At 61.9% G+C, this 26,966-nt stretch carries 22 protein-coding genes; 9 read left to right on the forward strand and 13 right to left on the reverse strand.

Features of this window, described 5'->3' with window-relative positions:
• Positions 1-85 precede the first annotated feature (85 nt).
• Positions 86-1,459, forward strand: coding sequence for a glutathione-disulfide reductase (gene gor / locus ACT6QH_RS08525; protein WP_444974392.1), 1,374 nt, complete (start codon positions 86-88; stop codon positions 1,457-1,459).
• Between the two features lie 82 nt (positions 1,460-1,541).
• Here gor and ACT6QH_RS08530 read toward each other — a convergent pair whose 3' ends face one another.
• A complete protein-coding gene (locus tag ACT6QH_RS08530; protein ID WP_444974393.1) occupies positions 1,542-2,783 on the reverse strand; it encodes a multidrug effflux MFS transporter in 1,242 nt (413 codons plus the stop codon).
• 322 nt (positions 2,784-3,105) lie between these two features.
• On the opposite strand from ACT6QH_RS08530, the gene ACT6QH_RS08535 reads away from it, so the two are divergent.
• The gene (locus ACT6QH_RS08535; RefSeq protein ID WP_444974394.1) at positions 3,106-4,542 is read left to right on the forward strand and encodes a class II 3-deoxy-7-phosphoheptulonate synthase; all 1,437 of its coding nucleotides are present in this window, start codon (positions 3,106-3,108) and stop codon (positions 4,540-4,542) included.
• Positions 4,543-4,858: 316 nt separating this feature from the next.
• Here the strand turns inward: ACT6QH_RS08535 and ACT6QH_RS08540 are convergent, their stop codons facing one another.
• The gene (locus tag ACT6QH_RS08540; RefSeq protein WP_444974395.1) at positions 4,859-5,371 is read right to left on the reverse strand and encodes a GNAT family N-acetyltransferase; all 513 of its coding nucleotides are present in this window, start codon (positions 5,369-5,371) and stop codon (positions 4,859-4,861) included.
• A gap of 492 nt (positions 5,372-5,863) precedes the next feature.
• Between ACT6QH_RS08540 and ACT6QH_RS08545 the strand changes: the two genes are divergently transcribed.
• The 3 genes from ACT6QH_RS08545 (at position 5,864) to ACT6QH_RS08555 (ending at position 7,480) form a co-directional block, all read left to right on the forward strand.
• Complete coding sequence (locus ACT6QH_RS08545; protein WP_444974396.1) at positions 5,864-6,367, forward strand: nuclear transport factor 2 family protein; 504 nt, start codon at positions 5,864-5,866, stop codon at positions 6,365-6,367.
• A gap of 13 nt (positions 6,368-6,380) precedes the next feature.
• Positions 6,381-6,968 (forward strand): TetR/AcrR family transcriptional regulator, encoded by a 588-nt coding sequence (locus ACT6QH_RS08550; protein ID WP_444974397.1) that lies wholly within the window; start codon positions 6,381-6,383, stop codon positions 6,966-6,968.
• A gap of 89 nt (positions 6,969-7,057) precedes the next feature.
• A complete protein-coding gene (locus ACT6QH_RS08555) occupies positions 7,058-7,480 on the forward strand; it encodes a PACE efflux transporter (RefSeq protein WP_444974398.1) in 423 nt (140 codons plus the stop codon).
• An 81-nt stretch (positions 7,481-7,561) separates the two neighbouring features.
• Here the strand turns inward: ACT6QH_RS08555 and ACT6QH_RS08560 are convergent, their stop codons facing one another.
• Positions 7,562-11,005 (reverse strand): pyruvate carboxylase, encoded by a 3,444-nt coding sequence (locus ACT6QH_RS08560; RefSeq protein ID WP_444974399.1) that lies wholly within the window; start codon positions 11,003-11,005, stop codon positions 7,562-7,564.
• A 477-nt stretch (positions 11,006-11,482) separates the two neighbouring features.
• On the opposite strand from ACT6QH_RS08560, the gene ACT6QH_RS08565 reads away from it, so the two are divergent.
• Both ACT6QH_RS08565 and ACT6QH_RS08570 read left to right on the forward strand, forming a co-directional pair.
• Positions 11,483-12,454: a glutathione S-transferase family protein gene (locus ACT6QH_RS08565; protein WP_444974400.1), complete on the forward strand. Its 972-nt coding sequence runs from the start codon at positions 11,483-11,485 to the stop codon at positions 12,452-12,454.
• A gap of 85 nt (positions 12,455-12,539) precedes the next feature.
• Positions 12,540-13,241, forward strand: a complete 702-nt coding sequence (locus tag ACT6QH_RS08570; RefSeq protein WP_444974401.1) for a VIT1/CCC1 transporter family protein — start codon at positions 12,540-12,542, stop codon at positions 13,239-13,241.
• 69 nt (positions 13,242-13,310) lie between these two features.
• Here the strand turns inward: ACT6QH_RS08570 and ACT6QH_RS08575 are convergent, their stop codons facing one another.
• The 8 genes from ACT6QH_RS08575 to ACT6QH_RS08610 all read right to left on the reverse strand — a co-directional run bounded on the left by ACT6QH_RS08575 (position 13,311) and on the right by ACT6QH_RS08610 (position 23,054).
• Positions 13,311-13,748, reverse strand: a complete 438-nt coding sequence (locus ACT6QH_RS08575) for a DUF2147 domain-containing protein (protein WP_444974402.1) — start codon at positions 13,746-13,748, stop codon at positions 13,311-13,313.
• Between the two features lie 3 nt (positions 13,749-13,751).
• On the reverse strand, positions 13,752-15,056 hold the full coding sequence (locus ACT6QH_RS08580; protein WP_444974403.1) for an OmpP1/FadL family transporter: 1,305 nt from the start codon (positions 15,054-15,056) through the stop codon (positions 13,752-13,754).
• Positions 15,057-15,244: 188 nt separating this feature from the next.
• A complete protein-coding gene (locus ACT6QH_RS08585) occupies positions 15,245-15,553 on the reverse strand; it encodes an SCP2 sterol-binding domain-containing protein (protein ID WP_444974404.1) in 309 nt (102 codons plus the stop codon).
• A gap of 28 nt (positions 15,554-15,581) precedes the next feature.
• Positions 15,582-17,378, reverse strand: a complete 1,797-nt coding sequence (locus ACT6QH_RS08590) for an acyl-CoA dehydrogenase C-terminal domain-containing protein (RefSeq protein ID WP_444974405.1) — start codon at positions 17,376-17,378, stop codon at positions 15,582-15,584.
• A 3-nt stretch (positions 17,379-17,381) separates the two neighbouring features.
• A complete protein-coding gene (locus ACT6QH_RS08595; RefSeq protein WP_444974406.1) occupies positions 17,382-19,700 on the reverse strand; it encodes a 3-hydroxyacyl-CoA dehydrogenase/enoyl-CoA hydratase family protein in 2,319 nt (772 codons plus the stop codon).
• On the reverse strand, positions 19,700-20,836 hold the full coding sequence (locus ACT6QH_RS08600) for a thiolase family protein (RefSeq protein ID WP_444974407.1): 1,137 nt from the start codon (positions 20,834-20,836) through the stop codon (positions 19,700-19,702). Before ACT6QH_RS08600 ends, ACT6QH_RS08595 begins: the two co-directional genes overlap by 1 nt.
• Positions 20,837-20,966: 130 nt before the next feature.
• Positions 20,967-21,416: a MerR family transcriptional regulator gene (locus tag ACT6QH_RS08605; protein ID WP_444974408.1), complete on the reverse strand. Its 450-nt coding sequence runs from the start codon at positions 21,414-21,416 to the stop codon at positions 20,967-20,969.
• Positions 21,417-21,431: 15 nt separating this feature from the next.
• Positions 21,432-23,054 (reverse strand): long-chain-fatty-acid--CoA ligase, encoded by a 1,623-nt coding sequence (locus ACT6QH_RS08610; protein WP_444974409.1) that lies wholly within the window; start codon positions 23,052-23,054, stop codon positions 21,432-21,434.
• A gap of 312 nt (positions 23,055-23,366) precedes the next feature.
• Here ACT6QH_RS08610 and ACT6QH_RS08615 point away from each other — a divergent pair, with 312 nt between their 5' ends.
• On the forward strand, positions 23,367-23,918 hold the full coding sequence (locus ACT6QH_RS08615) for an acyl-CoA thioesterase (RefSeq protein ID WP_444974410.1): 552 nt from the start codon (positions 23,367-23,369) through the stop codon (positions 23,916-23,918).
• A gap of 57 nt (positions 23,919-23,975) precedes the next feature.
• On the opposite strand, the gene ACT6QH_RS08620 is transcribed toward ACT6QH_RS08615, so the two are convergent.
• Together ACT6QH_RS08620 and ACT6QH_RS08625 are read right to left on the reverse strand one after the other, a co-directional pair.
• Entirely contained in the window at positions 23,976-25,187 is a 1,212-nt protein-coding gene (locus ACT6QH_RS08620; RefSeq protein ID WP_444974411.1) for an FAD-dependent monooxygenase, read from the reverse strand.
• A gap of 155 nt (positions 25,188-25,342) precedes the next feature.
• A complete protein-coding gene (locus ACT6QH_RS08625) occupies positions 25,343-25,603 on the reverse strand; it encodes a zinc-finger domain-containing protein (protein WP_444974412.1) in 261 nt (86 codons plus the stop codon).
• A 169-nt stretch (positions 25,604-25,772) separates the two neighbouring features.
• On the opposite strand from ACT6QH_RS08625, the gene ACT6QH_RS08630 reads away from it, so the two are divergent.
• Positions 25,773-26,918, forward strand: a complete 1,146-nt coding sequence (locus ACT6QH_RS08630; protein ID WP_444974413.1) for a hypothetical protein — start codon at positions 25,773-25,775, stop codon at positions 26,916-26,918.
• The last annotated feature ends 48 nt before the right edge of the window (positions 26,919-26,966 follow it).

A 26,966-nucleotide genomic window follows, 5' to 3' on the forward strand; every position in this document is an offset into this window, starting at 1 on the left:
CCTTCAATCACCACGGCAGGGATGGGCATGGTCGGGCCGGGCATCACGATGGTGGGCCGGCTGCAAAAGCTGGAAGGAGTGGCAGATGTCGCGCAAGGAAGTGGATCTGTTCGTCATCGGAGCCGGTTCGGGGGGCGTGCGCGCCGCGCGCATTGCGGCGCAGCATGGCGCGCGGGTGATGATGGCGGAAGAGTTCCGCACAGGTGGCACCTGTGTCATTCGGGGCTGCGTGCCCAAGAAGCTGTTCGTCTATGCCGCCCGCTATGCGCATGAGCTGGAGGAGATGGCCGGCTTTGGCTGGCGTGTGGGCGAGGCCGCCTTTGACTGGTCGGCTCTGGTGGCCGCGAAGGATAAGGAAATCACCCGCCTCGAAGGCATCTACAAGCGCAATGCCGGAGCGGCGGGGGTGGAGCAGGTGGCTTCCCGTGCGGTGGTGACAGGCCCCAACAGCGTGCGCATCGTGTCCACGGGTGAGGAAATCTCGGCCAAATATATCCTCATCGCCACGGGGGGGCGGCCGTCGCTGGGGGCGGACATTCCCGGCCGGGAACTGGCCATCACCTCCAACGAGATTTTTGATCTGCCGGATTTCCCGAAGCGTATTCTCATTCAGGGCACAGGCTATATTGGGCTGGAATTCGCCTTCATGCTGCGGGCCTTGGGGGCGGAGGTTCATCTGGTTTCGCGCAGCGGGCATGTGCTGCGCGGCTTTGATGAAGAGGTGCGCACCCACATTCTGGAAGCAGTGGAAGCCTCGGGCATCCAGATGGTGAAGGAAAAGGGCCTGAGCAGCATCGAGGCCGTTTCGGGGGAGGCATCCGGCAGCAAGCGCGTCACCTTCACCGATGGCCATGTGATCGAGGTGGATGAGGTGCTGCTCGCCATTGGCCGCACGCCCAATACGCAGGATCTGGGGCTGGAAGAAGCCGGCGTTGCGCTCGACAAGGTGGGCGCTGTGGTGGTGGATGAAAATTCCCGCTCTTCCGTGCCCTCCATCTATGCGGTGGGGGATGCCACCAACCGGGTGAATCTGACACCTGTCGCCATTCGCGAAGGCCATGCCTTTGCCGATACGGTGTTTGGCAACGCCCCCTGGGTGGTCGATCACAGCCTGATCGCCACTGCTGTCTTCACCGAGCCGGAGGTGGGCACGGTGGGCCTGACGGAAGAAGAGGCGCGCAGGAAGGGCCACAAGCTGGATATCTACAAATCCGCTTTCCGCCCGCTCAAAGCCACGCTTTCCGGCAGCCAGACCCGCATGTTCATGAAGCTGGTGGTGGATGCCGAGACGAACCGGGTGCTGGGCTGCCACATTATCGGCGAGGCCGCGGGCGAGATGATCCAGCTTGCCGCCATTGCATTGGGTATGGGCGCGACCAAGGCGGATTTCGACCGCACGATTGCGGTGCATCCTACCGCCGCCGAGGAACTGGTGACCATGCGGACCAAGGCGGGCTGAAGCCGCCTGAGGCGCTGTGTTCAGAGCATGAAAAAGGGCGGATGGCATTGTGCCACCCGCCCTTGTTTCTGCGCCGGGCTCTTCAGTCCTGATGGCCGAACAGTCGCCAGTTTTCAGCCCACAGGGCGGCCAGCAGCGCGGCCAGCCCCATCACCAGATAAGACAGGCTCAGGGGCAGAACCGTGCCATCAAATGCCTGTCCTGCAAACAGGGCGAGGACGGCAGACATGAGCGTGGTGTAGCAGCCGATAAAAGAGGAGGCCGTGCCTGCAATCGTCCCCAGCGGCTCCATGGCCATGGAGTTGAAATTGGGCGCGGTGAGCGAGAACAGAAATTGTGTCAGCGCCACAAGGCCCACAAACAGCAGCAGGGGCGGGCGTCCTTCCCAGATCAGGGCGACAAGGGCCATGAGCGCCGCCATGAAGATGAAGCCCACCAGCCCGCCATGAGAGAGCCGGCGCATGCCGATGCGCCGTACCAGCATGGCATTGGTGAAGGAGGCCACTGCCATCACCCCGGCCACCAGCGCAAACACTGCGGGAAACCAGTGGCCGAGATGGTACACATCCTCGAACAATTGCGCGGAAGTGCCCACATACGTCATCAGACAGGCCACCATGAAGCCAATGGCCGTGGAATATCCTGCCGCCCGCCGGTTGCTGAGCGTGAGGCGAATCCCCTCCAGAATGGCGCGGGCCGACAGGGGCTGACGATACTCTGGATGTAGTGTTTCCGGCATGCGCAGGCCAAACCAGGCCCACAATACAAGCGCCAGCACCAGCATGAAGATGAAGATAAGGTGCCAGGGCCCGAAAGCCAGCGCCAGGCTGCCCAGAGCCGGGGCAATGATGGGCACGGTGAGAAACACCATCATCGCAAAGGACATGATGCGCGCCATATCCCGCCCCGCAAACCGATCCCGCACAATGGCGACGGAGAGCACGCGCGGGGAAGCCGAGCCGATACCTTGCACGACACGGGCCACGATGAGCCAGAAGAAATCATCGGTGAACAGGGCCAGAAGCCCGCCCGCCACATAAATGGCCAGGCCCGCAGCCAGCAGGGGGCGGCGGCCATACACATCTGAAAGTGGGCCATAGATGATCTGCGCCGCGCCAAAGCCGATCAGATAGGCGTAGATGGTGATTTGAACGTCATTCGCGTTTTCCAGCCCGAAATGATCTCGCATTTGCGGAAAGGCCGGCAGCAGATTGTCAATGGAGAAGGCCGTCAGGCCCATCATCAGGGCGATGAGCGCCACGAATTCCGGGAAGGGGAGAAAGGCTCCATCCCTTTGGGATGTTGCAACCTTTGGTTTTGCCATGTGGGACTCGTAAGGGCAGGTGTGTCCCGCAACAGACACGAGAGGGAGAGGGGGCGCGATCGCGGGAGAGGAGCCCGCCACGCCACCTGAAGGGCTGACATAGGCGAAGGTGTTGACGAAGGAAAGACAGGGAAAAATGTAGCCACAAAGGGCGGGCAGGCAAGGCTTTCACGCATTTGCGGCACAAGTTGGTCGCTTCTTCCTTTGGAATGCCATCTTGTTCGTGTATAAGCCCGTCGCTGGCTGGATGAACACAAGAGGAACGCCAATGCCGGCCCGAGGCAGATTAAGCTGTCCCGGTCAGATGATTATGGAGAGTCAAATGGTGACCCGCCCTCACTCCGCACCTGTTTCTGGCGCCCCGGTTTCCCGCCGCGCCGAAGGCTGGCGTCCGGAGAGCTGGCGGTCGTATCCCGGCCTCCAGATGCCAGATTATCCAGACAAGGCCCTGCTCGCGGATGTTGAGGCCAAGCTGGCCTCCTACCCCCCGCTCGTGTTTGCAGGCGAAGCCCGCAAGCTGAAAGCGGAGCTGGCCCGCGTGGCCCGTGGCGAGGCCTTCCTGTTGCAGGGCGGTGATTGCGCCGAGAGCTTTGACGAGCACTCCGCAGACAATATCCGCGATTTCTTCCGCGTCTTTCTTCAGATGTCGGTTGTGCTCACCTTTGCCGGTGGCTCGCCGGTGGTGAAGGTGGGCCGCATTGCTGGCCAGTTCGCCAAGCCCCGTTCGTCTGATACGGAGACGATGGATGGCGTGACGCTGCCCAGCTATCGTGGTGATATTGTCAATGATATCGGCTTCACCGATGCCGCCCGCGTGCCTGATCCGCGCCGGCAGATTGAGGCTTATCGCCAGTCCGCCGCCACGCTGAACCTGCTGCGCGCCTTCGCAACTGGCGGCTATGCCAATCTCGGCAAGGCGCATAGCTGGATGCTGGGCTTCGTGAAGGATTCGCCCCAGTCTTCCCGGTATCAGGAACTGGCGAACCGCATCACCGAGGCGCTGGACTTCATGCGTGCTTGCGGAATTGATCCGAAGAGCAACCCCGATCTCAGCTCTACGGATTTCTTCACCAGCCATGAAGCGCTGCTGCTGGGTTATGAGCAGGCCCTGACGCGGGTGGATTCCACATCGGGTGACTGGTACGACACTTCCGGCCACATGCTGTGGATCGGGGATCGTACCCGCCAGCCCGACCATGCCCATGTGGAATTCTTCCGCGGCATTCATAACCCCATCGGCATTAAGTGCGGCCCCTCGCTCTCGCCCGATGGCCTGATCCGTCTGCTGGATATTCTCCAGCCGGACAATGAGGCCGGGCGCATCACCCTGATTGCGCGTTTCGGCGCTGACAAGGTGGGTGAGCATCTGCCGGCGCTGGTGCGGGCGGTGCAGAAGGAAGGGCGTACCGTGGTGTGGTCCTGCGATCCCATGCATGGCAACACCATCAAGGCGGCTTCCGGCTACAAGACCCGTCCCTTCGATCAGGTGCAGAAGGAAATCCGGGCCTTCTTCGATGTCCATGCGGCTGAGGGCACCATCCCCGGCGGTGTGCATCTGGAGATGACCGGCAAGGATGTGACGGAATGCACCGGCGGCGCACGTGCCATCACGGATGAGGGCCTGCGGGACCGGTACCACACCCAGTGTGACCCGCGCCTGAATGCCGAGCAGTCCATCGAAACCGCCTTTCTGGTGGCCGAGTTGCTCAAGCGGGAGCGTCAGTCGCGCGTGCGGGCCCAGCCGGTAGCTGCCGAGTGATCTGCGCTTGAACGCCTGAAAAACAGAACGCCTCCGGTGAAAGCCGGGGGCGTTTTTTATTTCGTACCGGGGCGGAGGTGCGCGCAGGGCGTGAGGGTTTGCAGCTATGGGGTGTCGCAGGCCATGCGGCTGGCGGTTTCAGACATTTCGCCTTGCGGGCCACCATATCCGGCCGCGGGGAATGCGCGAGGGTTGGAGCGCGAGAGGGCTGCCGGAAAAGAAGACGCCACCATGAGGCGCGCTTTATGCCGCCTTCCGGGATTGAGCCCATGGAGGTGGGCTCCGGTGCGGGCTCAGCCTTGCGCCCTGGTTGGCATCAATCGCGAATATCGCCTTCGCCAAGCACCATGCCGGAAATATTCTCCATTGCACCGGGCATCAGTTCCGCCACAAGAATGCGCGCCGGATCGACCGGGCCGGGTAGGGTGATGCGTCCGAAGGGCACCTGCCTGAAGCCAAAGCGACCATAGAAAGGCTCATCGCCCACCAGAACCACCAGCTGATGACCCGCACCGCGTGCGGCATCCAGCGCGGTTTCCATGAGTTGTGCGCCAATACCGACAGACTGGAAGGGCGGCTCTACCGTCAGCGGGCCCAGCAGCAGGGCCGGAACATTGCCAATGCGTACGCGTGTGAGCCGCACCGAGCCCACCAGCATGGTGCCCACCCGCGCCTTGAAGGAGAGGCTGCGCTCATGCGGCGTGTTCTCGCGAATACGGAAGGCCGTGCGCGAATAACGTCCGGGGCCGAAGGTGCGCGCATGCAGGCGCTCAATAGCCGGATCATCATCGGGATGTTCTGTGCTGATGGAGAGAGGCAGGTCAGTCATGGACATACAGTCAAGGGTAGGCCGGTCGGATATTCCCCATGGCGTGGCATGGCGGGATGAGGACCGGAAAAGGATGGGAACGGAAAGCGTAGTGAGGTGGCACCGTTGCAATGGCCGGTGCCGATGCGCCCCGCAGGAGGGAGATGGTGCGTGCGCCTGACCTCTTCTTCCGGCAGGTTCAGGCGCGCACGAGGGGGCGCCTGACATCAGGCATGGCATCTGGCGATGCGGTGCGCGATGCCTTCTGTCGTCGTCGCTGCAACAGCATGGCCATGGCTGAATTTCTCCACTTCCTCCGGGCGATAGCATGGCGACACAGGCGGGTCCAGCATGTTGGTGGCAGAGGGCGGGCGTGGAGGATGATGCAGCCTGTATGTCCAAACCTGGATCAGTGCTTGTCAGCGGTGAAAAGCCGCATGATTGCAAATGGCTGTTGTCAGAATAAACTGATCGGTTTAATAAAAACTGATCGGTCTATATATGGAGACAGACATGCCCACGCCCTCACAAGAGCCTTCCGTGACCCCTTCTGTGGCCCCCTCCCTGGTTCCGCCTTTCACCGAAGAAACCGCCATAGCCAAGGTCCGGGCGGCCGAGGATGCCTGGAACAGCCGGGAGCCTGAGCGCGTTTCCTTGGCCTACACGCCGGACAGCCGCTGGCGAAACCGTGCGGACTTTCCTGTCGGGCGGGCGCAGATTGTGGAATTTCTCACCCGCAAATGGCAGAAGGAGCAGGAGTATCGCCTCATCAAGGAATTGTGGGCCTTCCGCGACAATCGCATCGCCGTGCGCTTTGCCTATGAGTGGCGCGATGCGGCAGGCCAGTGGTTCCGCTCCTATGGCAATGAGAATTGGGAATTCTCAGGTGCAGGGCTGATGCAGCGCCGCTTTGCCTCCATCAATGATCTGCCGATCACGGAGGCAGAGCGCAAATTCCACTGGCCGCTGGGCCGGAGGCCGGATAACCACCCCGGCCTTTCGGATCTTGGCCTGTGAACGATATTTCTGAATGAAGGCAGGGCCCCGCGTGCGCACGATTTATGAGAAGGCCGACACCGTTCCCCTCATCGCGGAAGTGTTTCGCGAACTGGGTTATGAGGGGGCCAGCTTCAGTCGTATCACGGCGCGCACGGGGCTCTCCAAGGGCAGCCTCTATAATTTCTTTCCCAAGGGGAAGGAGGAGATGGCGGCGGCCGTTCTGGACCATATTCATGGCTGGTTTGAAACACACATCTTCACGCCGTTGGAGCAGGAGCTGCCCGGCCCGGCGCTTGAAACCATGTGGCGGCAGGTCTGCGCCTATTTTCAGGATGGCGGACGGGTGTGCCTTGTGGGCGTGTTCGCGCTGGATGAAACGCGAGACAGGTTTTCCGTTGCCATTAATGGCTATTTCACCCGCTGGATAGAGACGCTCGCCAGTGTCCTGATGCGTGCCGGTGTGGCAAACAGGCTGGCGCAAGAGCTGGCAGAGGTGACGGTCTCCGGCATCCAGGGGGCGCTTGTTCTGGCGCGGGCGCGAGGTGAAACGGCATTGTTCATGCGCATGGTGGCGCATCTGCAACGGCAACTGGAAGCAGCCTTGTCGCAGGCGGATTGAGGCTGTTTTGTCTCAGGGGCTGGAAAAAGCCGTGAAAATCAGGCTCATGGTGGCGCGTGTCCGGGGTGAGCCATCCTGAAGGGAAAACCATGTCTGCCATCACGCGCCGGGTGGTCTATCTTATCATTTATGAGGCGCTGGCCATCCTGTTCGTCAGCCTGGCGCTGGCCGGGGTTACAGGCCAGTCTGCCGGGCATACGGGTGTCATCGCCATGGCCAGTTCGCTGGTCGCCGTGGCGTGGAATTTCATTTTCAATACGCTGTTCGAGGCATGGGAGGCGCGCCAGAGTGTGCGCGGACGCAGCGTGAAGCGGCGTATGGCCCATGCCGGCCTGTTCGAGGCCGGGCTGGTGGTGATGCTGGTGCCGCTGTTTGCGTGGTGGCTGGAAATTTCGCTGCTGGATGCGCTGATTTATGATTTCGGCCTCACCCTGTTCTTTCTGGCTTATACCTTCTTCTTCAATTGGGGCTTTGATGCTGTTTTCGGGCTGCCGGCCTCCGCACGGCCCTGAACCTTCCGCATGCGTGTGGATATGAAAAAGGCCGGTTCGGGGAACCGGCCTTTTCTGTTATCTGCAAGGTCGGGCGAAGCCTCATTCAAGAACGATCAGCAGATCCTTCGCCTCCACATTGTCGCGCACCTTCACGAGGATTTCGCGCACCACGCCAGCCCGCGGCGCGTTGAGCGTGGTTTCCATCTTCATGGCTTCCATGGTCAGCAGGGGCTCGCCGGCGGTCACCTTCTGTCCGGTGCGCAGGGCGATGGACGAGATGGCCCCGGCCATGGGCGCGGCGATGTGGCTGGTATTGCCATCTTCCGCCTTGCGACGGGCCCCGGCGACAGCACGGCTCTTGTCGGCGATGCGGATGACGCGGGGCTGGCCGTTCAGTTCGAAGAACAGCTTGACCTGCCCTTGCCCATCCGGCTCGCTGATCGCCTGAAGGCGGATGATGAGCGCCTTGCCCGGCTCCAGCTCCACCACGATTTCCTCCCCCGGCTTCATGCCGTTGAAGAAGGCTGCGGTGGGCAGGGCGGTGACGGGACCGCTTTCTTCCACTGTACGCGCGAAGGTGGCGAACACCTTGGGATACATCAGCCAGGAGGCCAGCTCATTGTCGCTGATCTCTCGGCCGGCATCCTGCTCGGCCTGCTTGCGGGCGGCGGCCAGATCCGCCTCCCCCAGCAGGGCGCCGGGGCGGGCGGTGCTGGGTGTTTCATCCTTCAGCACCCGGCGGCTCAGCGCCTGCGGCCAGCCACCGGCAGGCTGGCCCAGATCGCCCCGCAACATCTCCACAACCGAGGCGGGGAAGGCGATGTCATGGTCCGGGTTCATCACATCGGCTGGGGTCAGGTTCTGCGCCACCATCATCAGCGCCATATCACCCACCACCTTGGACGAGGGCGTGACCTTGACGATATCGCCGAACAGGTCATTGGCCTGCCGGTAGGCACGGGCGACTTCATGCCAGCGCTCATCTAGCCCCAAGGCGCGGGCCTGTTCCTTCAGATTGGTGAACTGCCCGCCCGGCATCTCATGCAGATAGACCTCCGAGGCACCCGCGCGCAGATCACTTTCAAACGGGGCATAGAGCGCGCGCACACCTTCCCAGTAGAAGCTGATCTGGCGGATGGCCTCCGCATTCAGCCCGCTGTCGCGATCGGTATGGCGCAGGGCCTCCACAATGGAGCCGAGGCAAGGCTGGGAGGTGGTGCCGGACATGGCGTCGGTGGCCGCATCAACCGCATCCACACCGGCCTCGATGGCGGCGATCAGCGTCGCCCCGCCAATGCCGGAAGTGTCGTGCATGTGCAGATGAATGGGCAGATCCGTCACATCCCGCAGGGCCTTTACCAGCGCGCGGGCGGCTGGCGGGCGCAGCAGGCCGGCCATGTCCTTGATGGCCAGCATGTGGCAGCCGGCAGCCTCCAGCTCGCGCGCAAGGCCGGTATAATAGTTCAGCGAATATTTCGCCCGGTCGGGGTCATTGATATCGCCGGTATAGCAGATGGCCCCTTCGGCGATTTTGCCGGCTTCGCAAACGGCATCAATGGCCACGCGGGTGTTTTCCACCCAGTTGAGGCAATCGAAAATGCGGAACAGGTCCACCCCGGCCTCGGCCGCGCGGGCGATGAAGAAGCGCACCACATTGTCGGGATAATTGGTGTAGCCTACGCCATTGGCGCCGCGCAGCAGCATTTGCAGCAGAATGTTCGGCGCGCTCTGGCGGAATGCGGCGAGGCGCTCCCACGGGTCTTCATTCAGGAAGCGCATGGCCACATCGAATGTGGCCCCGCCCCAGCATTCCAGCGAGAGAAGCTGCGGCAGGCCGCTGGCATAGGCGGCGGCAGCCGGTACCAGATCCGCACTGCGCATGCGGGTGGCGAGAAGTGACTGGTGGGCGTCGCGCAGCGTGGTGTCGGTGATGAGGATCTGCTTCTGCTCGCGCACCCAGCGGGCGAAACCGGCTGGCCCCAGCCTGTCGAGAAGCTGCCGGGTGCCGTCTGCGGGAGCATCCGCAAAGCGCGGGGCCCTGGGCATGTGGGGGAGGGTGGGCACCGCCATGCGGCCCTTCATTTCCGGGTGCCCATTGATGGTGACTTCGGAAATGGAGGTGAGCAGCCGGGTCGCCCTGTCCCTGCGCCGGGGCAGATCGAACAGCTCGGGCGTTTCGTCGATGAAGCGGGTAGTGTAGCTCATGGCGCGGAAGCCGGGATGGCTCAACACCGCTTCAAGGAAGGGCAAATTGGTGGTGACGCCGCGGATGCGATATTCGCGCAGGGCGCGATCCATGCGGGCGATGGCCTCTTCCGGTGTGGCCGCCCAGGCTGTCACCTTTTCCAGCATGGCGTCATAGAAGGGGGTGACGACCGCGCCTGAATAGGCCGTGCCGCCATCCACCCGGATACCGAAACCCGTAGCCCCGCGATAGGCGGTGAGGCGGCCATAATCCGGCGCAAAGCCGCGCTCTGGGTCTTCCGTCGTGATGCGGCATTGCAGGGCATGGCCCTGAAGGTGAATATCCTCTTGCGGGGGAATGCCGGTTTCGGCCACATCGCCGATATGGCCGCCTTCAGCGATGCGGATTTGCGCCTTCACAATATCGAGCCCCGTCACCTCCTCGGTCACGGTGTGCTCCACCTGAATGCGCGGGTTTACCTCAATGAAGTAGAAATCGCCTGTGTCGGAATCCATGAGGAATTCCACGGTGCCAGCCCCGACATAATGGGTGGCCTTGCCGATGCGCAGCGCGGCTTCTGCAAGGCGGGCGCGGGCGGCATCATCCAGATAGGGGGCGGGGGCGCGTTCCACCACCTTCTGATGGCGGCGCTGGATGGTGCAGTCCCGCTCGAACAGATGGACGAGATTGCCGTGCATGTCGCCCAGAATCTGCACTTCCACATGGCGGGCGCGCTGCACCAGCTTTTCGAGATAGACCTCATCCTTGCCGAAGGCCGCACCGGCCTCGCGCCGGGCTGCGGAAACGGCATCGAGAAGCTGCTCCTCGCCGGTGATGGGGCGCATGCCGCGCCCGCCGCCACCCCAACTGGCCTTCAGCATCACCGGATAGCCGATCTTCGCGGCCAGGCGGCGGATCTCCTCCGGGTCATCGGGCAGCGGATCGGTGGCGGGCATCACCGGCACGCCCACCGAAATGGCCAGATTGCGGGCCTCCACCTTGGAGCCGAGCTGGCGCATTGTATCGGGGGAGGGGCCGATGAAGCGGATGCCGGCAGCCGCGCAGGCTTCGGCAAATTCCGGGTTTTCTGAAAGGAAGCCATAGCCGGGATGAATCGCGTCCACACCGGCCTCGACCGCCGTGGCGATGATATCGGGAATGGAGAGATAAGCCTGAAGGGGCCCCTTGCCGGCCCCGACCACAAAAGCCTGATCGGCCTTGAAGCGATGCAGGGAGAGGCGATCCTCCTCGGCATAGATGGCGACGGTTTCGATGCCCAGTTCTGTTGCCGCACGAAACACGCGAATGGCGATTTCCGAACGGTTGGCGACCATGAGGCGCTTGATCTGTTGTGTCATAACTGATTGCGTTTCCGTTGGAAGGGTGGGGCTCGCGGGTTGGGGGCGGACTATTCACCAGCGTTGCCGGGCGGGGGAATGGGTGAAAATGCGAAGAACCTTGAGTAAATTTCGATAAATCAGCGAATCTCGATAATTTCAACTGTCGCACACAAAGAGGCAACCCCCTTTGAACGAGGCCGAAACGGACAGGTCTTCAGGGAGGGTGAAAGGGCGTATGGCACCCGCAGGATGCGCAGAATGGCCGGCAATCTATACCTTCGCATCAGAAGGGAAAAGTGGCGGGAGGTATATAGGTGCCTCTAAATGGCAAAATTATACGACTTTTGTCTAAATTATGTGCTGCTGGTGAGCATCAACTCTTCTCATGACGGCATGGGGTCGTGGCTGCATGGGTGCAAATGCTGTTTGCCTCCATGCCAGTGGTCTCACATCTCATCCTGGGGCATGTTGAAGGAGGAACGGCGGGGGAGAGACATGGGATTGCTCGTTGATGGAATATGGCAGGATCGCTGGTATGATACGGTCGCCACGGGCGGCCGTTTTCAGCGTCAGGCCTCGCGCTTTCGCAATTTCATCACGACGGATGGCCGGCCGGGCCCCATGGGTGAGGGCGGCTTTGCGGCTGAGGCCGGGCGGTATCATCTTTATGTGTCTCTGGCCTGCCCCTGGGCGCATCGCGTACTGGTGATGCGGGCGCTGAAGCGCCTTGAAGGGGTCATCTCCACCACCGTGGTGGACCCGCTCATGGCGCATGAGGGCTGGGTGTTCGCCACGCCGGAGCCGCTGATGGGCAAGCGCCGCCTGTATGAAATCTATCTGGCGGCAGATCCGGCCTATAGCGGGCGAGTGACCGTGCCAGTGTTGTGGGACAAGGTGCGCGGCACCATCGTGAACAATGAATCGGCTGAAATCCTGAGAATGCTGAATTCAGCCTTTTCCGCCTTCACCTCCGTGACGACGGATTTCTACCCGCCGGATGTGCGGGAGGATGTCGATCACATCAACGCCCTTGTTTATGATGATGTGAACAATGGTGTTTACAAGGCCGGTTTCGCCACCGCCCAGCCGGTGTATGAGGAGGCTGTGCGCGCCCTCTTCAACCGGCTGGATGAGCTGGAAAGGCTGCTGGCCCGTCAGGCATGGCTGGCCGGCTCCGTCTTCACGGAAGCCGATATCCGCCTGTTCACCACGCTGGTGCGGTTTGATGCGGTCTATGTCGGGCACTTCAAATGCAATCTGCGCCGGATAGCGGATTATCCCAACCTATCCAATTATTTGCGCGCCATTTATCAGATGGAAGGCGTGAAGAGGACGGTGAGTTTCAGCCACATCAAGCGCCATTATTATGAGAGCCACACCACCATCAACCCCACAGGCATTGTGCCGCTGGGCCCGGTGCAGGATCTGGACGCGCCGCATGACAGGGGGCGTTTCGGCCCCGGCTGAGCAGAACGGAAAATGGTGTGCAATGCGTCATTTACCCTTCAGTTCTTCTAATTAAACAGGGGCGACTGAAGGAGTGGAGGCGGATATGGCACATACACGCGGGCATTCAGAACAGCATATGGTTGAGCGGATTGGCTGGCTTCGGGCCGCAGTCCTTGGGGCCAATGATGGCATCATTTCTACGGCCTCCCTGATGGTTGGTGTGGCTTCGGCAGCAGATTCGGCGGATCAGGTTCTGGTGGCCGGTTTTGCCGGCCTGGTGGCTGGCGCCATGTCGATGGCTGCGGGCGAGTTTGTTTCCGTCAGCTCCCAGGCGGATACTGAGCGGGCGGATCTGGAGCGCGAAAAGGCCGAGCTGGCGCAAGACCCGGATCATGAAACCCGTGAGCTGACAGAAATTTATGTGTCGCGCGGCCTCTCGCCCGATCTGGCGCATCAGGTGGCCCGGCAGTTGATGGAGAAGGATGCACTGGGCGCCCATGCCCGTGATGAGCTGGGCATTTCTCCAGAAGTGATGGCGCGCCCCATTCAGGCCAGTGTCGCCTCGGCTTTGTCTTTCACGGTGGGCGCCATTGTGCCGGTGCTGACGGCGGCTTTCGCGCCGCATGATATTCAGGCCGTGACGATTGTGGTCGTCACGCTTGTGCTTCTGGGTGTTCTGGGGGCGCTGGGGGCCGTGGCCGGTGGTGCGGCCATGCTGAAGCCTGTTGTGCGCGTGGTTTTCTGGGGCGCTGTGGCCATGGGCGTGACGGCCGGCATTGGCGCTCTGGTTGGCGTCGCCGTTTAGCTGCTGGGAGCAAAACAGCCGCCCGGTGGGGGCGGCTGCCTGTTGCAAGCATGCAGGAACCGGGCGTTATCAGCGCGCCCGGCTCCATGTCTGGCTGCGGCACAGAAGGCCGCCCATCACACAGCCGGAAAGCTCCAGCTTGTTCTGGCCTTTCATTTGAAGGGTGCCGGAATAGGTTTTCCCATTCTCGAAATTGTAGAGCTTGCCGCTCCAGCGCCCCGTGCCGGAGGAGGTGAGCCCATAGACAAGCCTTTGGCCCACCAGAGAACGGTTGCGCTTGGCGGCATCCGGGTTGTTGGTGTCGTTGCGCGGCGTTTTCAGCCAGGCAATGGTGCCGCACACCGCCTTGCCGCAGGGGGCGAAGCGCACCTGGGTTTCACCGCTCTGCGTATACCACAGGCCGGAGAGCGTGCTGTCTGCACGGGCGGCTCCGCCATTGGCGAGCAGCGCGACGGCTAGAGCCAGACCGGCCAGGCCCGTCTTGTGAAGAGAGGTTCTGTTCCGCATGGCTCAGAATCCGTCAAACTTGTAGGTGAGGCCAGCAGAAACCAGCTGCACATCGGAAGAGACCGAACCCACAAACGGCAGGCCAGTGACATAATGCGGGTTGCCGGGCGTGAGAGACACATCGCCATTGCCGGTGGTGAAGAGATAGGCGTAGGCCAGATCGAAGCTGAGATTCTCGTTCCACTGGTAGCTCATGCCCGCAGCCAGGGTGATGCGGTTGGCATCCGGCACGCGCAAATCGCGATTATAGATATCAATGGGCGACCACTCATAGCCAAAGCCACCCCGGAAGGTGAACTGGTCGTTCATCCGGTATTCGGCACCCAGAGCGAGATAGTAGCCGTCATTATATTCAAACGGCAGTTCTGTCAGCGGAATGCCGTTGGTGAGACCGGACCGGCCCGTGACGGCGACATGGCCCAGCCGGCTCCAGTTGGTCCATTCAAAATTGGCGTTCAGGGTGATCTGATCCGTCAGAACCTGTTGCAGGCCGATGGAAACCTGTTCTGGAAGGATCAGATTGGCGTTCACGCCATGGATGCCCACCGGCAGGCGGTTGACGGGAGCCCCCAGAGTCAGCTCGCCATTCAGGCTTTGCTGGACAGCAGAGCGATAGCCAACGCCGATTTGCGTACCTTCAAACGGGGTGAATGTCAGGCCGGCCGTTGCACCCACACCCCAGCTGTCGCCCTTCAGTTCCGCGGAGGGGGCCAGGGGAAAGGGGGAGGTGGCCTGAGAGAGCTTGGTGTGGAAATACATCACCTGCAAACCCACACCCAGCGAGAGCCAGTCATTCACCTTGTAGGCGACGGTGGGGTTCACATCAATGCTGAACACCTTGGATTTGCGAGCATAAATCTGCCCCGCATAATTATAGGGCAGCTCTGTGGAAAGGCCGAACGGCGTATTGATGGCCAGACCCAGCCACACCTTTTCGTTCAGCTGATAGCTGACATAGGTGGAGGGCAGGGCGGCATCGGCGGCGATGTCTCCGGTGTTTCCCGCGCCACCCAGCATCAGCAGAATGGGGCTGGTGCCGGTGGTGGGGGTGACATCTGCGCTGGGGAAGATGCCGGCGACATTCAGCTGGGCCTGTAGCCCGGAAAACTGTGTCATCGTCGCCGGGTTCCAGTACATGGAGCCGACCCCGCCAGAACCGGCCGTGACACCGGCGTTCGCCAGCCCCAGGCCCTTGGTGCTCTGCTCGCGCAAGGCGAAGGAGCCAGCCTGCGCCCCGGCTGTGGCGATGAGGCTTGCACCTGCTGCGGTCAATATGAGTGCCGTGGTTTTCACGCCCTTCCGCATCATTTCCTCCGTCATGTCCCTGAAATACATCGTTGTTTGCGTTGTGGTTCCGCGTGCGGCATTGGTGCCGTTCTGTGCGTGCACTGTTGTTTCAGCTTTTCACCCCCCGCAGGCGCAGGGCCTGCGGGGGGCTGTTCTTGTCTGTGGCCTCATGCGTGCCACCGTGCAGGCCGGTGGCTCGAAGGCCGGGTTCAGTTTTTGTCCAGCAAGCCTGCAAGCTTCAGCGCCACGCCCTGCGAGCCCTGCACCTTCAGACGGCCGGTGGAAAAAGCGATCATCGGGTTCAAGCGCCCTTCGATCAATTTCTTCAGATTGTCGGATTTCATCTTGAGAACCGTATCGGCCTCACCGCCATCGGTGGTGATGACGGCCTGCGGGCCAGTGGCATCCACCAGAATGCTGCCGCCTTCCGCAATATCAAAGCGCACCTTGTAGCCCAGCGTGCCCAAGGCTGCGCTGCGCTCTTCAATGGCTTCGACAAGGCTTTCGAGAGTGGCCATGGATTTCCTCCGAACCGGGGATAAGGGGTCAGAACTGCATGTCTTCCAGCGCCATCATTGCGCCCTTGCCAGAGCGGATGGCGGCGAACAGGCCGGCGGCCTGCGGCAGAATGCGTTCCATATAGAAGCGGGCGGTGACGCGCTTGGCTTCATAGAAAGCGGCATCATCCGTGCCGGCTTCCAGTTTCTCGCCGGCGATGCGCGCCATTTTCAGCCACATCACCCCCAGCGCCACCAGGCCGAACAGGCGCAGATATTCCGTGGCGGCCGCGCCGGCCTCCTCGGGGTCCTTCAGGCCCTTCTGCGCAATGGTGGCGGTGGAAAGTTGCAGGCCGCCAAACGCCTTGGAGAGCGGCTGGGCCAGATCCACGATCAGGTCATCATCGCTATCCAGTGCGGCATCAATCTCGGCCAGGGCCGGGTGGAAGAATGCACGCAGATAACGGCCCACATGCGCCGGCATCTTGCGGCCCACCAGATCCAGCGCCTGCACGCCATTGGTGCCTTCGTAAATCATGGCGATGCGGCTGTCGCGCACATACTGTTCCACGCCATGATCGCGGATGAAGCCATGCCCGCCATAGGTCTGCACGCACAGATTGGCGTTTTCAAAGCCCAGATCCGTAAACAGGGCTTTCACGATGGGGGTCATGAGGGCGGTGAAATCTTCCGCCTTCTTGCGCTCTTCCGGGTCAGGGTGGTGCTTGGAGACATCCAGCGTCTTGGCCACCCATGAGCCCAGCGCCCGGCAACCTTCATTGTAGGCTCGCATGGTCATCAGCATGCGGCGCACATCGGGATGCACGATGATGGGGTCGGCCGGCAGATCCGGCGCCTTGACGCCGGAGAGGGAGCGCCCCTGAAGACGCTCACGCGCATAAGCCACGGCCGCCTGATAGGCTGCCTCGCCCGCGCCCAGCCCCTGAATGCCCACCGAGAGACGCTCGCTGTTCATCATGGTGAACATGGCGCGCATGCCCTTGTGGGGCTCACCCACCAGCCAGCCGGTGGCGTCATCGAAGGAGAGCTGGCAGGTGGCGGAGGCCTTGATGCCCATCTTGTGCTCAAGTGCGCTGCACACCACGCCATTGCGCTCGCCCGGCGTGCCATCTTCCTGCGGCAGGAATTTGGGCACCAGAAACAGGCTGATGCCCTTCACGCCCTTCGGTGCATCCGGCAGGCGCGCCAGCACCAGATGGATGATGTTCTCCGTCAGATCATGCTCCCCGGCGGAGATGAAGATCTTCGAGCCGGAGATCTTGTAGGAACCATCTTCCTGCGGCACGGCGCGGGTGCGCAGCAGGCCCAGATCGGTTCCGCAATGCGCCTCGGTGAGGCACATGGTGCCAGACCATGTGCCGTCGATCAGGCGTGGCAGATAGCGTTCCTTCAGCTCATCACTGGCATGGCCGATAATGGCCTGATAGGCGCCATGGCTGAGGCCGGGATAGAGCCCGAAAGACAGGTTGGTGGAACAGATCATCTCTTCCACATATTTGCCCAGCACCGCCGGCAGGCCCTGTCCGCCATAATTGGGGTCGCTGCCCATTGCGGTCCACCCGCCTTCGGCAAAGGCGGCATAGGCCTCCTTGAAGCCTTTAGGTGTGCGGACCTGGCCATTTTCCAGCACGCAGCCTTCCTCATCGCCACTGGCATTGAGGGGTAGCAGGCGCTCGGTCACGAACCGGGCAGCCTCCTCCAGAATGGCGTCGGTCAGATCCGGCGTCACATCCTCGAAGCCGGGCATGGAGGTGTATTCGGCTGCGTTGATGACATCGTTGAGAATGAAGCGCATATCGCGCAGGGGCGCCTGATAAACCTGCATGGCTCAGTTCCTCACCGGCTTGCCGGTTTCGAGCACGCTCTCGAAACGGTCGAGGGTTGCCGTAGTGTGCACCAGACGCATGAAGCTCTCCTGTTCCAGCTCCAGAATCTGGTCTTCGCTGATGGTGTCGATGATGTCGGTGTCGCCGCCCGAAAGTACGGTGGCGAGTTCGCCGGCCACCACCAGATCATGCGGGGTGGCGATGCCGCGCCGGGCGAAGCCTTCCGCCGCCATCTGCATGGCGATGCGGCCGCTGCTGCCGGGCAAAACCAGTTCAAAAGGCTCGGGTGGCGTGTAGTTTTCACTCAGCGCCAGCGCCTTGGCCTTGGCGTCCGCAAGCAGGCGGTAACGGTTCATGGTGATGCCGTCATCAGCCCGCAGGAACAGCAGATCCTTCGCCTCATCGGCAGATTTGGCGACCGTGGCTGTGGAGACGGTTTCAAACACCTTGGCCGCAGCGGGCATGGGGCCCTTCGGCATTTTGGGCGCATTTTGCCAACGTCCCAGCATTTCCTTGCAGCCGCCCCAGGCGGGAATGAGGCCGACACCGCATTCCACCAGCCCGATATAGCTTTCAGCATGCGCCTGCACGGCATCAGAATGCAGCAGGATTTCGCAGCCGCCACCCAGCGCCATGCCGGAAGGCGCAGCCACTACGGGGAAGGGGGCATATTTCAGGCGCTTGTAGGTTCTCTGCCCCAGATCCACCAGCTTCTGGATTTCACCCCAGGCGGCGATATTGGCGGCAAACAGCGCCAGCCCCAGATTGGCACCCACCGAGAAGTTCGAGCCCTCATTATAGATGACAAGGGCCTTGTACTTCTTCTCCACCAGCGCAATCGACTTCTCGAGCAGGGCCATGATCTGCTCGTCCATCGAGTTGCCCTTGGAGGTGAACTCGAAGCAGACGGCTCCGTCGCCAATATCCCACAGGCTGGCGGAGGCGTTTTTCAGCAGAGGCTTGGCTGAAAGCTTGATGTCTTCCAGCATCAGCACGCCATCGGGGCGCTGGACGGCGCCATAAACGCCATCTGGGCCAAGCGCCTGGCGGCGGCCATTCTCGATGCGGTAGAAGCTCTTGTCGCCAAGATTTTCCAGCAGCGCAGGCAGGGTGTAGCCGGCTGCCTTCAGCTTTTCCACGAACCAGGCCCCACCAATCTTGTCGATCAGCTCGAAGGGCCCCCATTTCCAGTTATAGCCGAGGCGCATGGCCTCATCGATGGAGGTGATGTCATGGCTGGCCTCGCCCACCAGACCGGCGGCATAGGTCAGGGTTTCGGCGATGACCCGGAAGGCATATTGGCCGAAACGATCCTCCCGCGAGAGCAGCTTGCGCAGATCTGGCCGGGAGAGGCCGGAAATCTGGGCCTTCACGGAAGGGCGATAATCCCCCGTCACCAGGTCGATTGCTTCTTTCACCTTGCCGCCATTGGCGCGGTTGAGGCGGTAGAACCCGCCCTTGCCCTTGCGGCCGGTATAGCCTTCCGCAATCATTTTGTTGATGAGGGGCATGTCGCGATTGGAGGCGTGGAAGGCATCTTCCGGTGGCAGTGCGGCCTTCAGGCTGGCGCTGACATGGGGCATGAGATCCAGCCCCACCAGATCCACGAGCCCGAACACGCCGGTCTTGGGGAAGCCGAAGGGGCGGCCCATGATGGCATCGGCCTCTTCCACGGTCAGGCCCTGCTCGAAGGCTTCCACAATGGCGCGCTGAATCCACGCCACGCCCAGACGGTTGGCGATGAAGCCCGGCCGGTCAAGGCAGCGCACCACGCTCTTGCCCAGCGCACGATCTGCAAAATCGGCGATGCGTCCGGCGAGCGCCGTATCTGTATCGGGCCCCGTCACCAGCTCCATCAGGCGCATATAGCGCGGCGGATTGAAGAAGTGGGTCACGAGGAAATCCTGACGGAAGTCCTCCGGCATGCCTTCCGTCAGCGCCGAAATGGCGATGGTGGAGGTGTTGGAAGACACCGCCGTGCCCGGCCTGCGCACCGCATTGATGCGATGATAGAGCGCCTGCTTCACATCCAGCCGCTCGACAACAGCCTCGATGATCCAGTCCACTTCGGAAAGGCGGGAGAGATCATCTTCCACATTTCCGGTTTCCACCCGCTTTGCCGCGCGGGGCGACATGAAGGGGGCGGGGTCGGCCTTCTTCATCCGGGCCACTGCCGTTTCGGCGATGATATTGCGGTTTTCCGCACCTTCTGGAACGATATCCAGCAGCAGAACCGGCACCCCGGCATTGGCGATGTGGGCGGCGATGCCGGCCCCCATGACGCCTGCGCCTATAACGGCGACCTTGCGGATTTCCGTCATCACACGCGCTCCAGAATGGTGGCAATACCCTGTCCGCCGCCAATGCACTGGGTGGCCAGCGCATAACGGCCGCCTTCGCGGGCGAGAAGAGAAGCAGCCTTGCCCACAATGCGCGCCCCGGTGGCCCCCAGCGGATGGCCAAGGGCGATGGCGCCGCCATCAAGGTTCAGCGTTTCCTCGCGGATGCCCAGATCCTGTGCGCAGGCCAGCGCCTGGCTGGCAAAGGCTTCGTTCAGTTCCACCACATCCATGGCGTCAATGGTGAGGTTGGCGCGTTGCAGCGCCTTGCGGGTGGCCGCCACCGGGCCAATGCCCATGATCTCCGGGTCACAGCCGGCCACCGCGACAGAGGTGATGCGCGCCAGCGGGGTGAGGCCATTGCGGATGGCATAGTCTTCCGAGCACACCAGAACGGCAGATGCGCCATCGGTGATGGGGGAGGAGGTGCCGGCCGTCACGGTGCCGGTCTTCTGGAAGGCGGGCTTTAGATCGGCGAGGGTTTGGGCCGTGGTTTCCGGGCGGATGCAGCCATCCGCATCCACCATTGCGCCATTGGCCTGAATGGGGACAATCTCATCCTTCAACTTGCCGGCGGCTGCGGCTGCTGCCGCACGGGCATGGCTGCGCACCGCGAAGGCTTCCTGCTGCTCACGGCTGATTTTCCAGCGGCTGGCGACATTCTCCGCCGTATCGCCCATGCCCATATATGCGCCGGGGTTGCGGGCATGCAGGCCGGGGTTCGGCATGGGGTTGAAGCCCATCATCGGCACGCGGCTCATGCTTTCCACGCCGGCGCAGATGAAGGCTTCACCCGCACCCATCGCGATCTGCCCCGCAGCAATATGGACAGATTGCATGGAGGAGCCGCAGAAGCGGTTGACGGTGAGCCCCGCCACGGAAAGCGGCAGATCGGCGATGAGCCCCACAAGGCGGCCGATATTGAAGCCCTGCTCACCTTCCGGGAAGGCGCAGCCCACAATGATGTCCTCAATATCTTCCGGCTTCACGCCAGTGCGCGTCACCAGCTCGCGCACAACCGTTGCAGCCAGATCATCCGGGCGCACACGGGCAAGACCACCTTTGCGGAAGGGCGTGAAGGGCGAGCGCGCATAGCCCGCAATGACCACGTTCATCATGGTACCTTTCAGAATGGGATGTGCCTGAAGACGGGCGCACTTCGAGCGTGCGTCCGCGAGGATGCCGACCACATGGCCTTCTGGCTCATGCGGAAATGGCGCTATCTGCTACCGTTTGAGGAAGAAGCCTTCAGCCCACCTTGAGCTGGCCGGAATCCGACAGGTCATCATCGGCCAGGGCTGTTTCAGCCTGATGCTCAATGACCTTCAATTCCGTCAGGGTCTCTTCCAAAGCCACACGCTGGTCTTCCAGCCGGGTGATGCGCGAGCGCACGCCCTTCAGCAACATGCGAAGCTGTTCTTTCTGGGTGCGATCGAGATCATAGAGATCAAGATATTCCTTGATCTCCTGCAAGGTGAAGCCAAGGCGTTTGCCCCGCAGGATCAGGATCAACCGTGCACGATCCCGCACATTATAGATGCGGTTGTTGGCGATCCTGTCCGGGCTTATCAGGCCCTTGTCTTCATAGAAACGCACAGTGCGGGCCGAAATACCCAGATCACGGGCCAGTTGTGTCACCGTGTAGTACTGCTCGGCCATTGTGCGCCTTGGAGAGATAAAGCTGTATATGTTGTTCATAGCTTATCCCATGCGTCAATGTTCTGACAAGCTGGTGGAGGTGGCGCTGGTCGCCGCGGCGCGGGCTTTTTCTTCCGCAATAAGCTCCTTTCTGGAGAGTTTGCCGATCATGGTTCTGGGCAGGGAGGCGCGGATCTCGATGCTGGAGGGCATCTCGATCTTGGATAACCGCTCCTTGAGGAACTGGTGGAGCTGCTCGGGTGTCACCTCGGCCCCCTCGCGCAGTGTCACGAAGGCTTTGGGGCTTTCGCCGCGATATTTGTCGGGAATGCCGATGGCGATGACTTCAGATACGCAGGGGTGCTCATAGAGCGCCTCTTCAATCACGCGCGGATACACATTGTAGCCGGAGCAGATGATGAGGTCCTTGATACGGTCGACCAGATAAAGATACCCATCCGCATCAAGATAGCCGATATCGCCGGTGCGCAGCGCGCCATCAATCATCACCGCGCGGGTGTCGTCCGGGCGCTTCCAGTAGCCGGCCATCACCTGAGGCCCGCGCACGCACACCTCGCCCTTCTCGCCCGTTGGCATCAGCCGTTCGGGCTGCTCCGGGTCGCGAATTTCAATAGTGGTGCCAGGTACGGCAATGCCGGTGGAGCCGGGCCGCCGGGGGCTTCCATCCAGAGGATTGACGGTGACGACGGGCGAACATTCAGTGAGCCCATAGCCTTCCGCCAAACGGCAGCCCGTCAGCTCCTCAAAGCGCGAGGCGACCTCTTGTGGCAGGGCCGCGCCGCCGGAAATGCACAGATGGATGGAGGTGAGATCCACCTTCTGCTTTTCCGCCGCGCCATTGATGGCCCCATAAATGGTGGGCACTGCTGGCAGAAGGGTGGGGCGCCGCCGCCGGATGGTGGCGAACACCTCCTCCAGCTTGAACTGCGGCAGCAGGATCATTTCTGCCCCAATGGCGACGGCCACATCCATGGAAACAGTGAGTGCAAACACATGAAACAGAGGCAGAATGCACAATATGCGTTCTTGGCCTGGATGGAGCGTTTCTTCGCCGGCATGCTCGATAATCTGCCGCATATTGGCGATGAGATTGGCGTGCGTCAGCATCGCGCCCTTGGGCACGCCGGTGGTGCCGCCGGTATATTGCAGCACCGCCAGCTCTGACGGGAGGGGCTGCGCCACGGCAGAGCCTATGGGCGCGCTGGCAGCCAGCGTTTCATAATGCACATGCAGCGCATCTGCCGGAATGGAGGCCATTTCCCGCCGCTTGAACAGGCGGAAGAGGGTGGATTTCAGCCCCGGCAGCGCCCCGGCCATGGGGCACACCACCAGATGCTTCAGCCCTGCCTCGCGGGCGATGGAGGCGGCAGGCTCATAGATGCGCTGAAGATCCATCACCACCATGATGGTGGTTTCGGAATCGCGGATCTGCGAGAGAAGCTCACGCGCCGTGTAAAGCGGGTTGTAATTCACAACCACGCCGCCGGCCTTGAGAACCGCGAAGTAGAACAGCACGGAATAAGGCGTGTTGGGCAGGCACAGGCCGACATTCACGCCCTTGTCGACGCCCAGCTTGCGCAGCCCGCCGGCCAGCCTGTCCACCAGCTGGCCCACTTCGCCATATGTCCATTGCCGCCCAAGAAAATCTATGGCCGGGCGATCAGAGAACCGCGCCACAGCGCGATCCAGAAGGGCCGGAAGTGTGTCCGGCCGGTCGGTTCGGTTCCGCGCATCTGCATCCATTGGCGGTGCAGAAATGGAACCAGGTAAAGCTGACCCTTCAGCCGCGCCCTCGCGCTGGCCTTGCAGGCCTTGCCTGAAGTCCCCTGTCACGTTTCCTCCTGGGTGTCATCGGCCTCTTTTTGGGGCGATTGACCTGGTGATTATGTTTCACCTTTACGAATAGGAGTATACGTATACGTAAACATTCTGCAAGAGGGGCTTTTCCATTAAAGGTGCATTTTGCCCCGGAAGGAAGAGGAGGTTGTCATGAATCTATGGCTACGCTTTTTGCGTGTGCTGATTGGAACCCGTTTCGGCCCGCGTCTGGCGCTGCCATTTGGCGTTTCCACCCTTACCCTTCGGGTGTGGCCGAACGATCTGGATCTGAACATGCACCTGAATAACGGGCGCTATCTGTCCATGATGGATTTGGGCCGGGTTGATCTCATGGCGCGCGGGGGCGTGTTGAAGTTCATTTTTTCCCGGCGCTGGATGCCTGTTCTGGCTGAAGCGCAGGTGCATTACCGTCGTTCACTTGCGCCTTTTCAGCGTTTTCGGCTGGAAACGCGCATTTCCGGCTGGCGGGACCATTCCATATTTCTGAAACAGCAATTCGTGATCATATCCGGTCCGCAGGCCGGTGAAGTGGCTGCAACGGCTATTGTGCGCGCGGTTTTGGTGCAGCGTGGCGCAGTGCCGGAAAAGGTGCCGGTGGCTGAAATTTTCAGGCTTATCGGCGTTGAAGCGCCAGAAGCATATGAAGATGCCAGTGCGGAAGGCGCATCTTTTCAGCCGGCCTTGCAGAGCCGGGCCGGCTGATGTTGTCAGGTGCTGATTCGGTTTCCGGGGAAAGGAAACAGCGCGCGGAGCACAGGCTCACGCGCTGTAGATCCAGTCATAACGATCCAGCAGGCCCTGGCCGGTGCGGCGTATAACCAGATCCCGCGCAATGCGGGCCGGGCCGGAAAAATGATAGATGGAGCCATTGCGCCGGGCGTCTGTCTGAATGCGGGCGGTGCGGGCGCGGCGGGCCGCCTCATAGGCGTGGAGGGCGGCTTCAGCATCACTGTTGTGTTGCAGGGCGCGGGCCAGCTCCGCAGCATCCTCAATGGATTGCGCAGCGCCTTGGGCGAGGAAAGGCAGCATGGCATGGGCGGCGTCGCCCAGCAGGGTCATGCGCCCGAAGCTCCAGCGGGGCAGGGGGGCGATGTCATAGAGCCCCCAGCACAGGAAGTGGGGGGCGCTTTCCAGCAGTTTGAGCACTTCCGGGGCCCAATTGGCAAAGGGGCGCAAGACATCAAGACTGTTGCCGGGCGCATTCCAGCGCCCTACCGGCTTGGTCTCCTTCACAATCGCCACGATGTTCAGGGTGTTGCCGCCCTTGACCGGATAGGCCACCAGATGGGCGTTCGGGCCCAGATAGAGCCGCACTTCCGGGGGGTAATTATCCGGCGCATTTATGGTGGTACGATAGGCCACCCGCTGGGCAAAGACAGGGCCGGCTGGTGGGCCTTTGCGGCCGTCATAACCGGCATAGAGATGGTTGCGCACGGTGGAGCGGACGCCATCGGCTCCAATGAGAATGTCGGCACCATGGGCAAACAGATTCTGCCCCTGTCGCACCACGGCGCGCACACTGCGGGCAGAAGGTTCAAGGCTGGTCAGCTCACTGTCCAGCGCTATGGCGCAGCCTTCGGCCTCGGCGGTGTCCGCCAGAATTTTCTGAAGGTCCGCCCGATGCACAACCATGAAGGGGGCGCCAAAACGGGTGGTGGCCGGACCATATTCCGCACGGGCGAGGGTGGAACCGCTGCGACCGCTGCGCACATCCAGCGCACGGGGGGCGACAGCCACCTCTTCAAGCCGGGGCATCAGCCCCATATCACGCAGGATTCGGGTGGCGTTGGGTGTGAGCTGAAGCCCGGCACCAACTTCACGCAGTTTGCGGGCGCGCTCAATGATCTGCACGGTTAGCCCGGCCCGGCGCAGGGCAATGGCGCAGGCCAGCCCTCCGATTCCACCGCCCACCACGACAGCGCTGCGGGCAGCCAGACGGGTGGGGGCGGGAAAGGGGATAGGTTCAGGCATGACTTCCAGGCCGGTATCTCGGCCATTTGTGGCCATGCGCAGGCATGGCCAGAAGGAGCATGGCCAGAAAGAACGCAGAAATTGCGTGCGCACGAAGCATAGCCGGTGCTTTGCGCCCTTTATGGGCCAATACCACCGGCTCTACGCGAAGAGGCTCAAGCGGCGGAGAGCGCCTTGTCCTCATCGTGCCACACGCATTCCGCAGGGTTGGCCATACCGGCGGCAAGCTGCGGATTGTAGCGATAGAGTGTGGAGCAATAGGGGCACACCTTCTCGGTGTCCTCACCCAGATCCAGATAGATGTGGGGATGGTCAAATGGCGGCTTTGCGCCGACGCACATGAACTCCTTGCTGCCCACCTCAATCACGGTGACGCCAAGGTCGTTGCAGAAATGAGGGATGCCGGTTTCCGCCATGGTCCTGTCCGTTCCGCGAGCTGAATTTGCCGGGACCATACCCCTTGTATCGCTTCCAGAAAAGGGGCCAGAGACAAAAGCCCTGTGGCCGCGTCGATTGGCCGGTGCACAAGGGTGATGAAGAGGGTGACGTCTGGCGGCCTTCACCTTGTGCACCATATGAAAGGGCATGATGGGCCGCATTCTCACACGTCTTGCATTGTGCGCCGCTTTGCTGGGAGCCTCGCCATGGTTGCTGCCGGTGGCGAAGCAGAGCGTGCGCCTGCTGGAGGCGCGGGATAACCCGGCCGTGCTCTCGGATCTGGCGCTGGCGCATGTTGATTCCGGCACAGTCACGCAGGAGATGGAAAAGGCGCTGGCGGCCGACGATATTACGCTGGCCGCATCCTGTCTGGCGCTGGCTGATGGGCAGGGCCTTGCGGTGGCGCCAGCCTTGCGGGCGCGTGTGGAGGCGGAAAATGGCGATCTTGCCGTGGCCCTACGCGCCGCAAAGGATTTCAGCCTGGGTTTTGCGCTGGGTGAGCCGGATGAAATGGCGGGCTTTGCCGGTGCTCTGGCCGGAGACCTGATGGTGTGGGGTGATATTCGCGATGCCAGCCGCGAAGGCTGGCGTCTGGCCATGGGTGAAGATGCCGATGAGCTGATTCTCGGTCTTTCCGTCGCGGGTCTGGCCATTACGGGCGGCACTTATGCCACTGTGGGTTCCGGCTTGCCGGCCCGTGCCGGAGTGAGTGTGGTGAAGGTGGCCAAGCGCACCGGCAAGCTTTCTGCCGGGCTGGGGCGCGGTTTTGTGCGTGCGGCGCGTGAAAGCGTGGATCTTCCGGCTCTGTCACAACTGGTCCGCAGTGGCGTTTTGGATAAGGCCGCCTTGAAGCAGGTGGTGCGCCCGCAGAAGCTCGCCCGCCTCGGGGCCATGCTGGATGATGTGGCCACAGTGCAGGCCAGGGCCGGCACGCGCGCCGCCATGGAAGGGCTGAAGGTGGCTGATAGCGGGGCCGACCTGTCACGCGTGGCGAAGCTGGCCGAGGCACGGGGGCCGCAAACCCTCGCCATATTGAAGACAGTGGGGCGCGGTGCGCTGGTCATTTCCGGCGCATTGCTCAAGTTGGTGTGGTTCGGGTTGGGGGTGCTGCTTTATCTCTTCGTTCTGGTAGCGGCCCTGCGCAGCTTGTGCGTGGCCTGTGTGCGTCCGCTCTGGGATGGGCGTCGCGGCCGGAAATCCCGCGTCACGAAGATGAATGGGAAAGAGGACATGCGCCCGGCAAACAGGCGCAATGAGCCGGATACGGTTGGCAGCGGTGCGCCAAGCTTCTAAAGCGGGGCAGCGAAACATGTCATCCGGCAAGGTTCAGCCGCCGGCCCG

It is taken from the genome of Haloleucobacter albus, assembly GCF_052492075.1.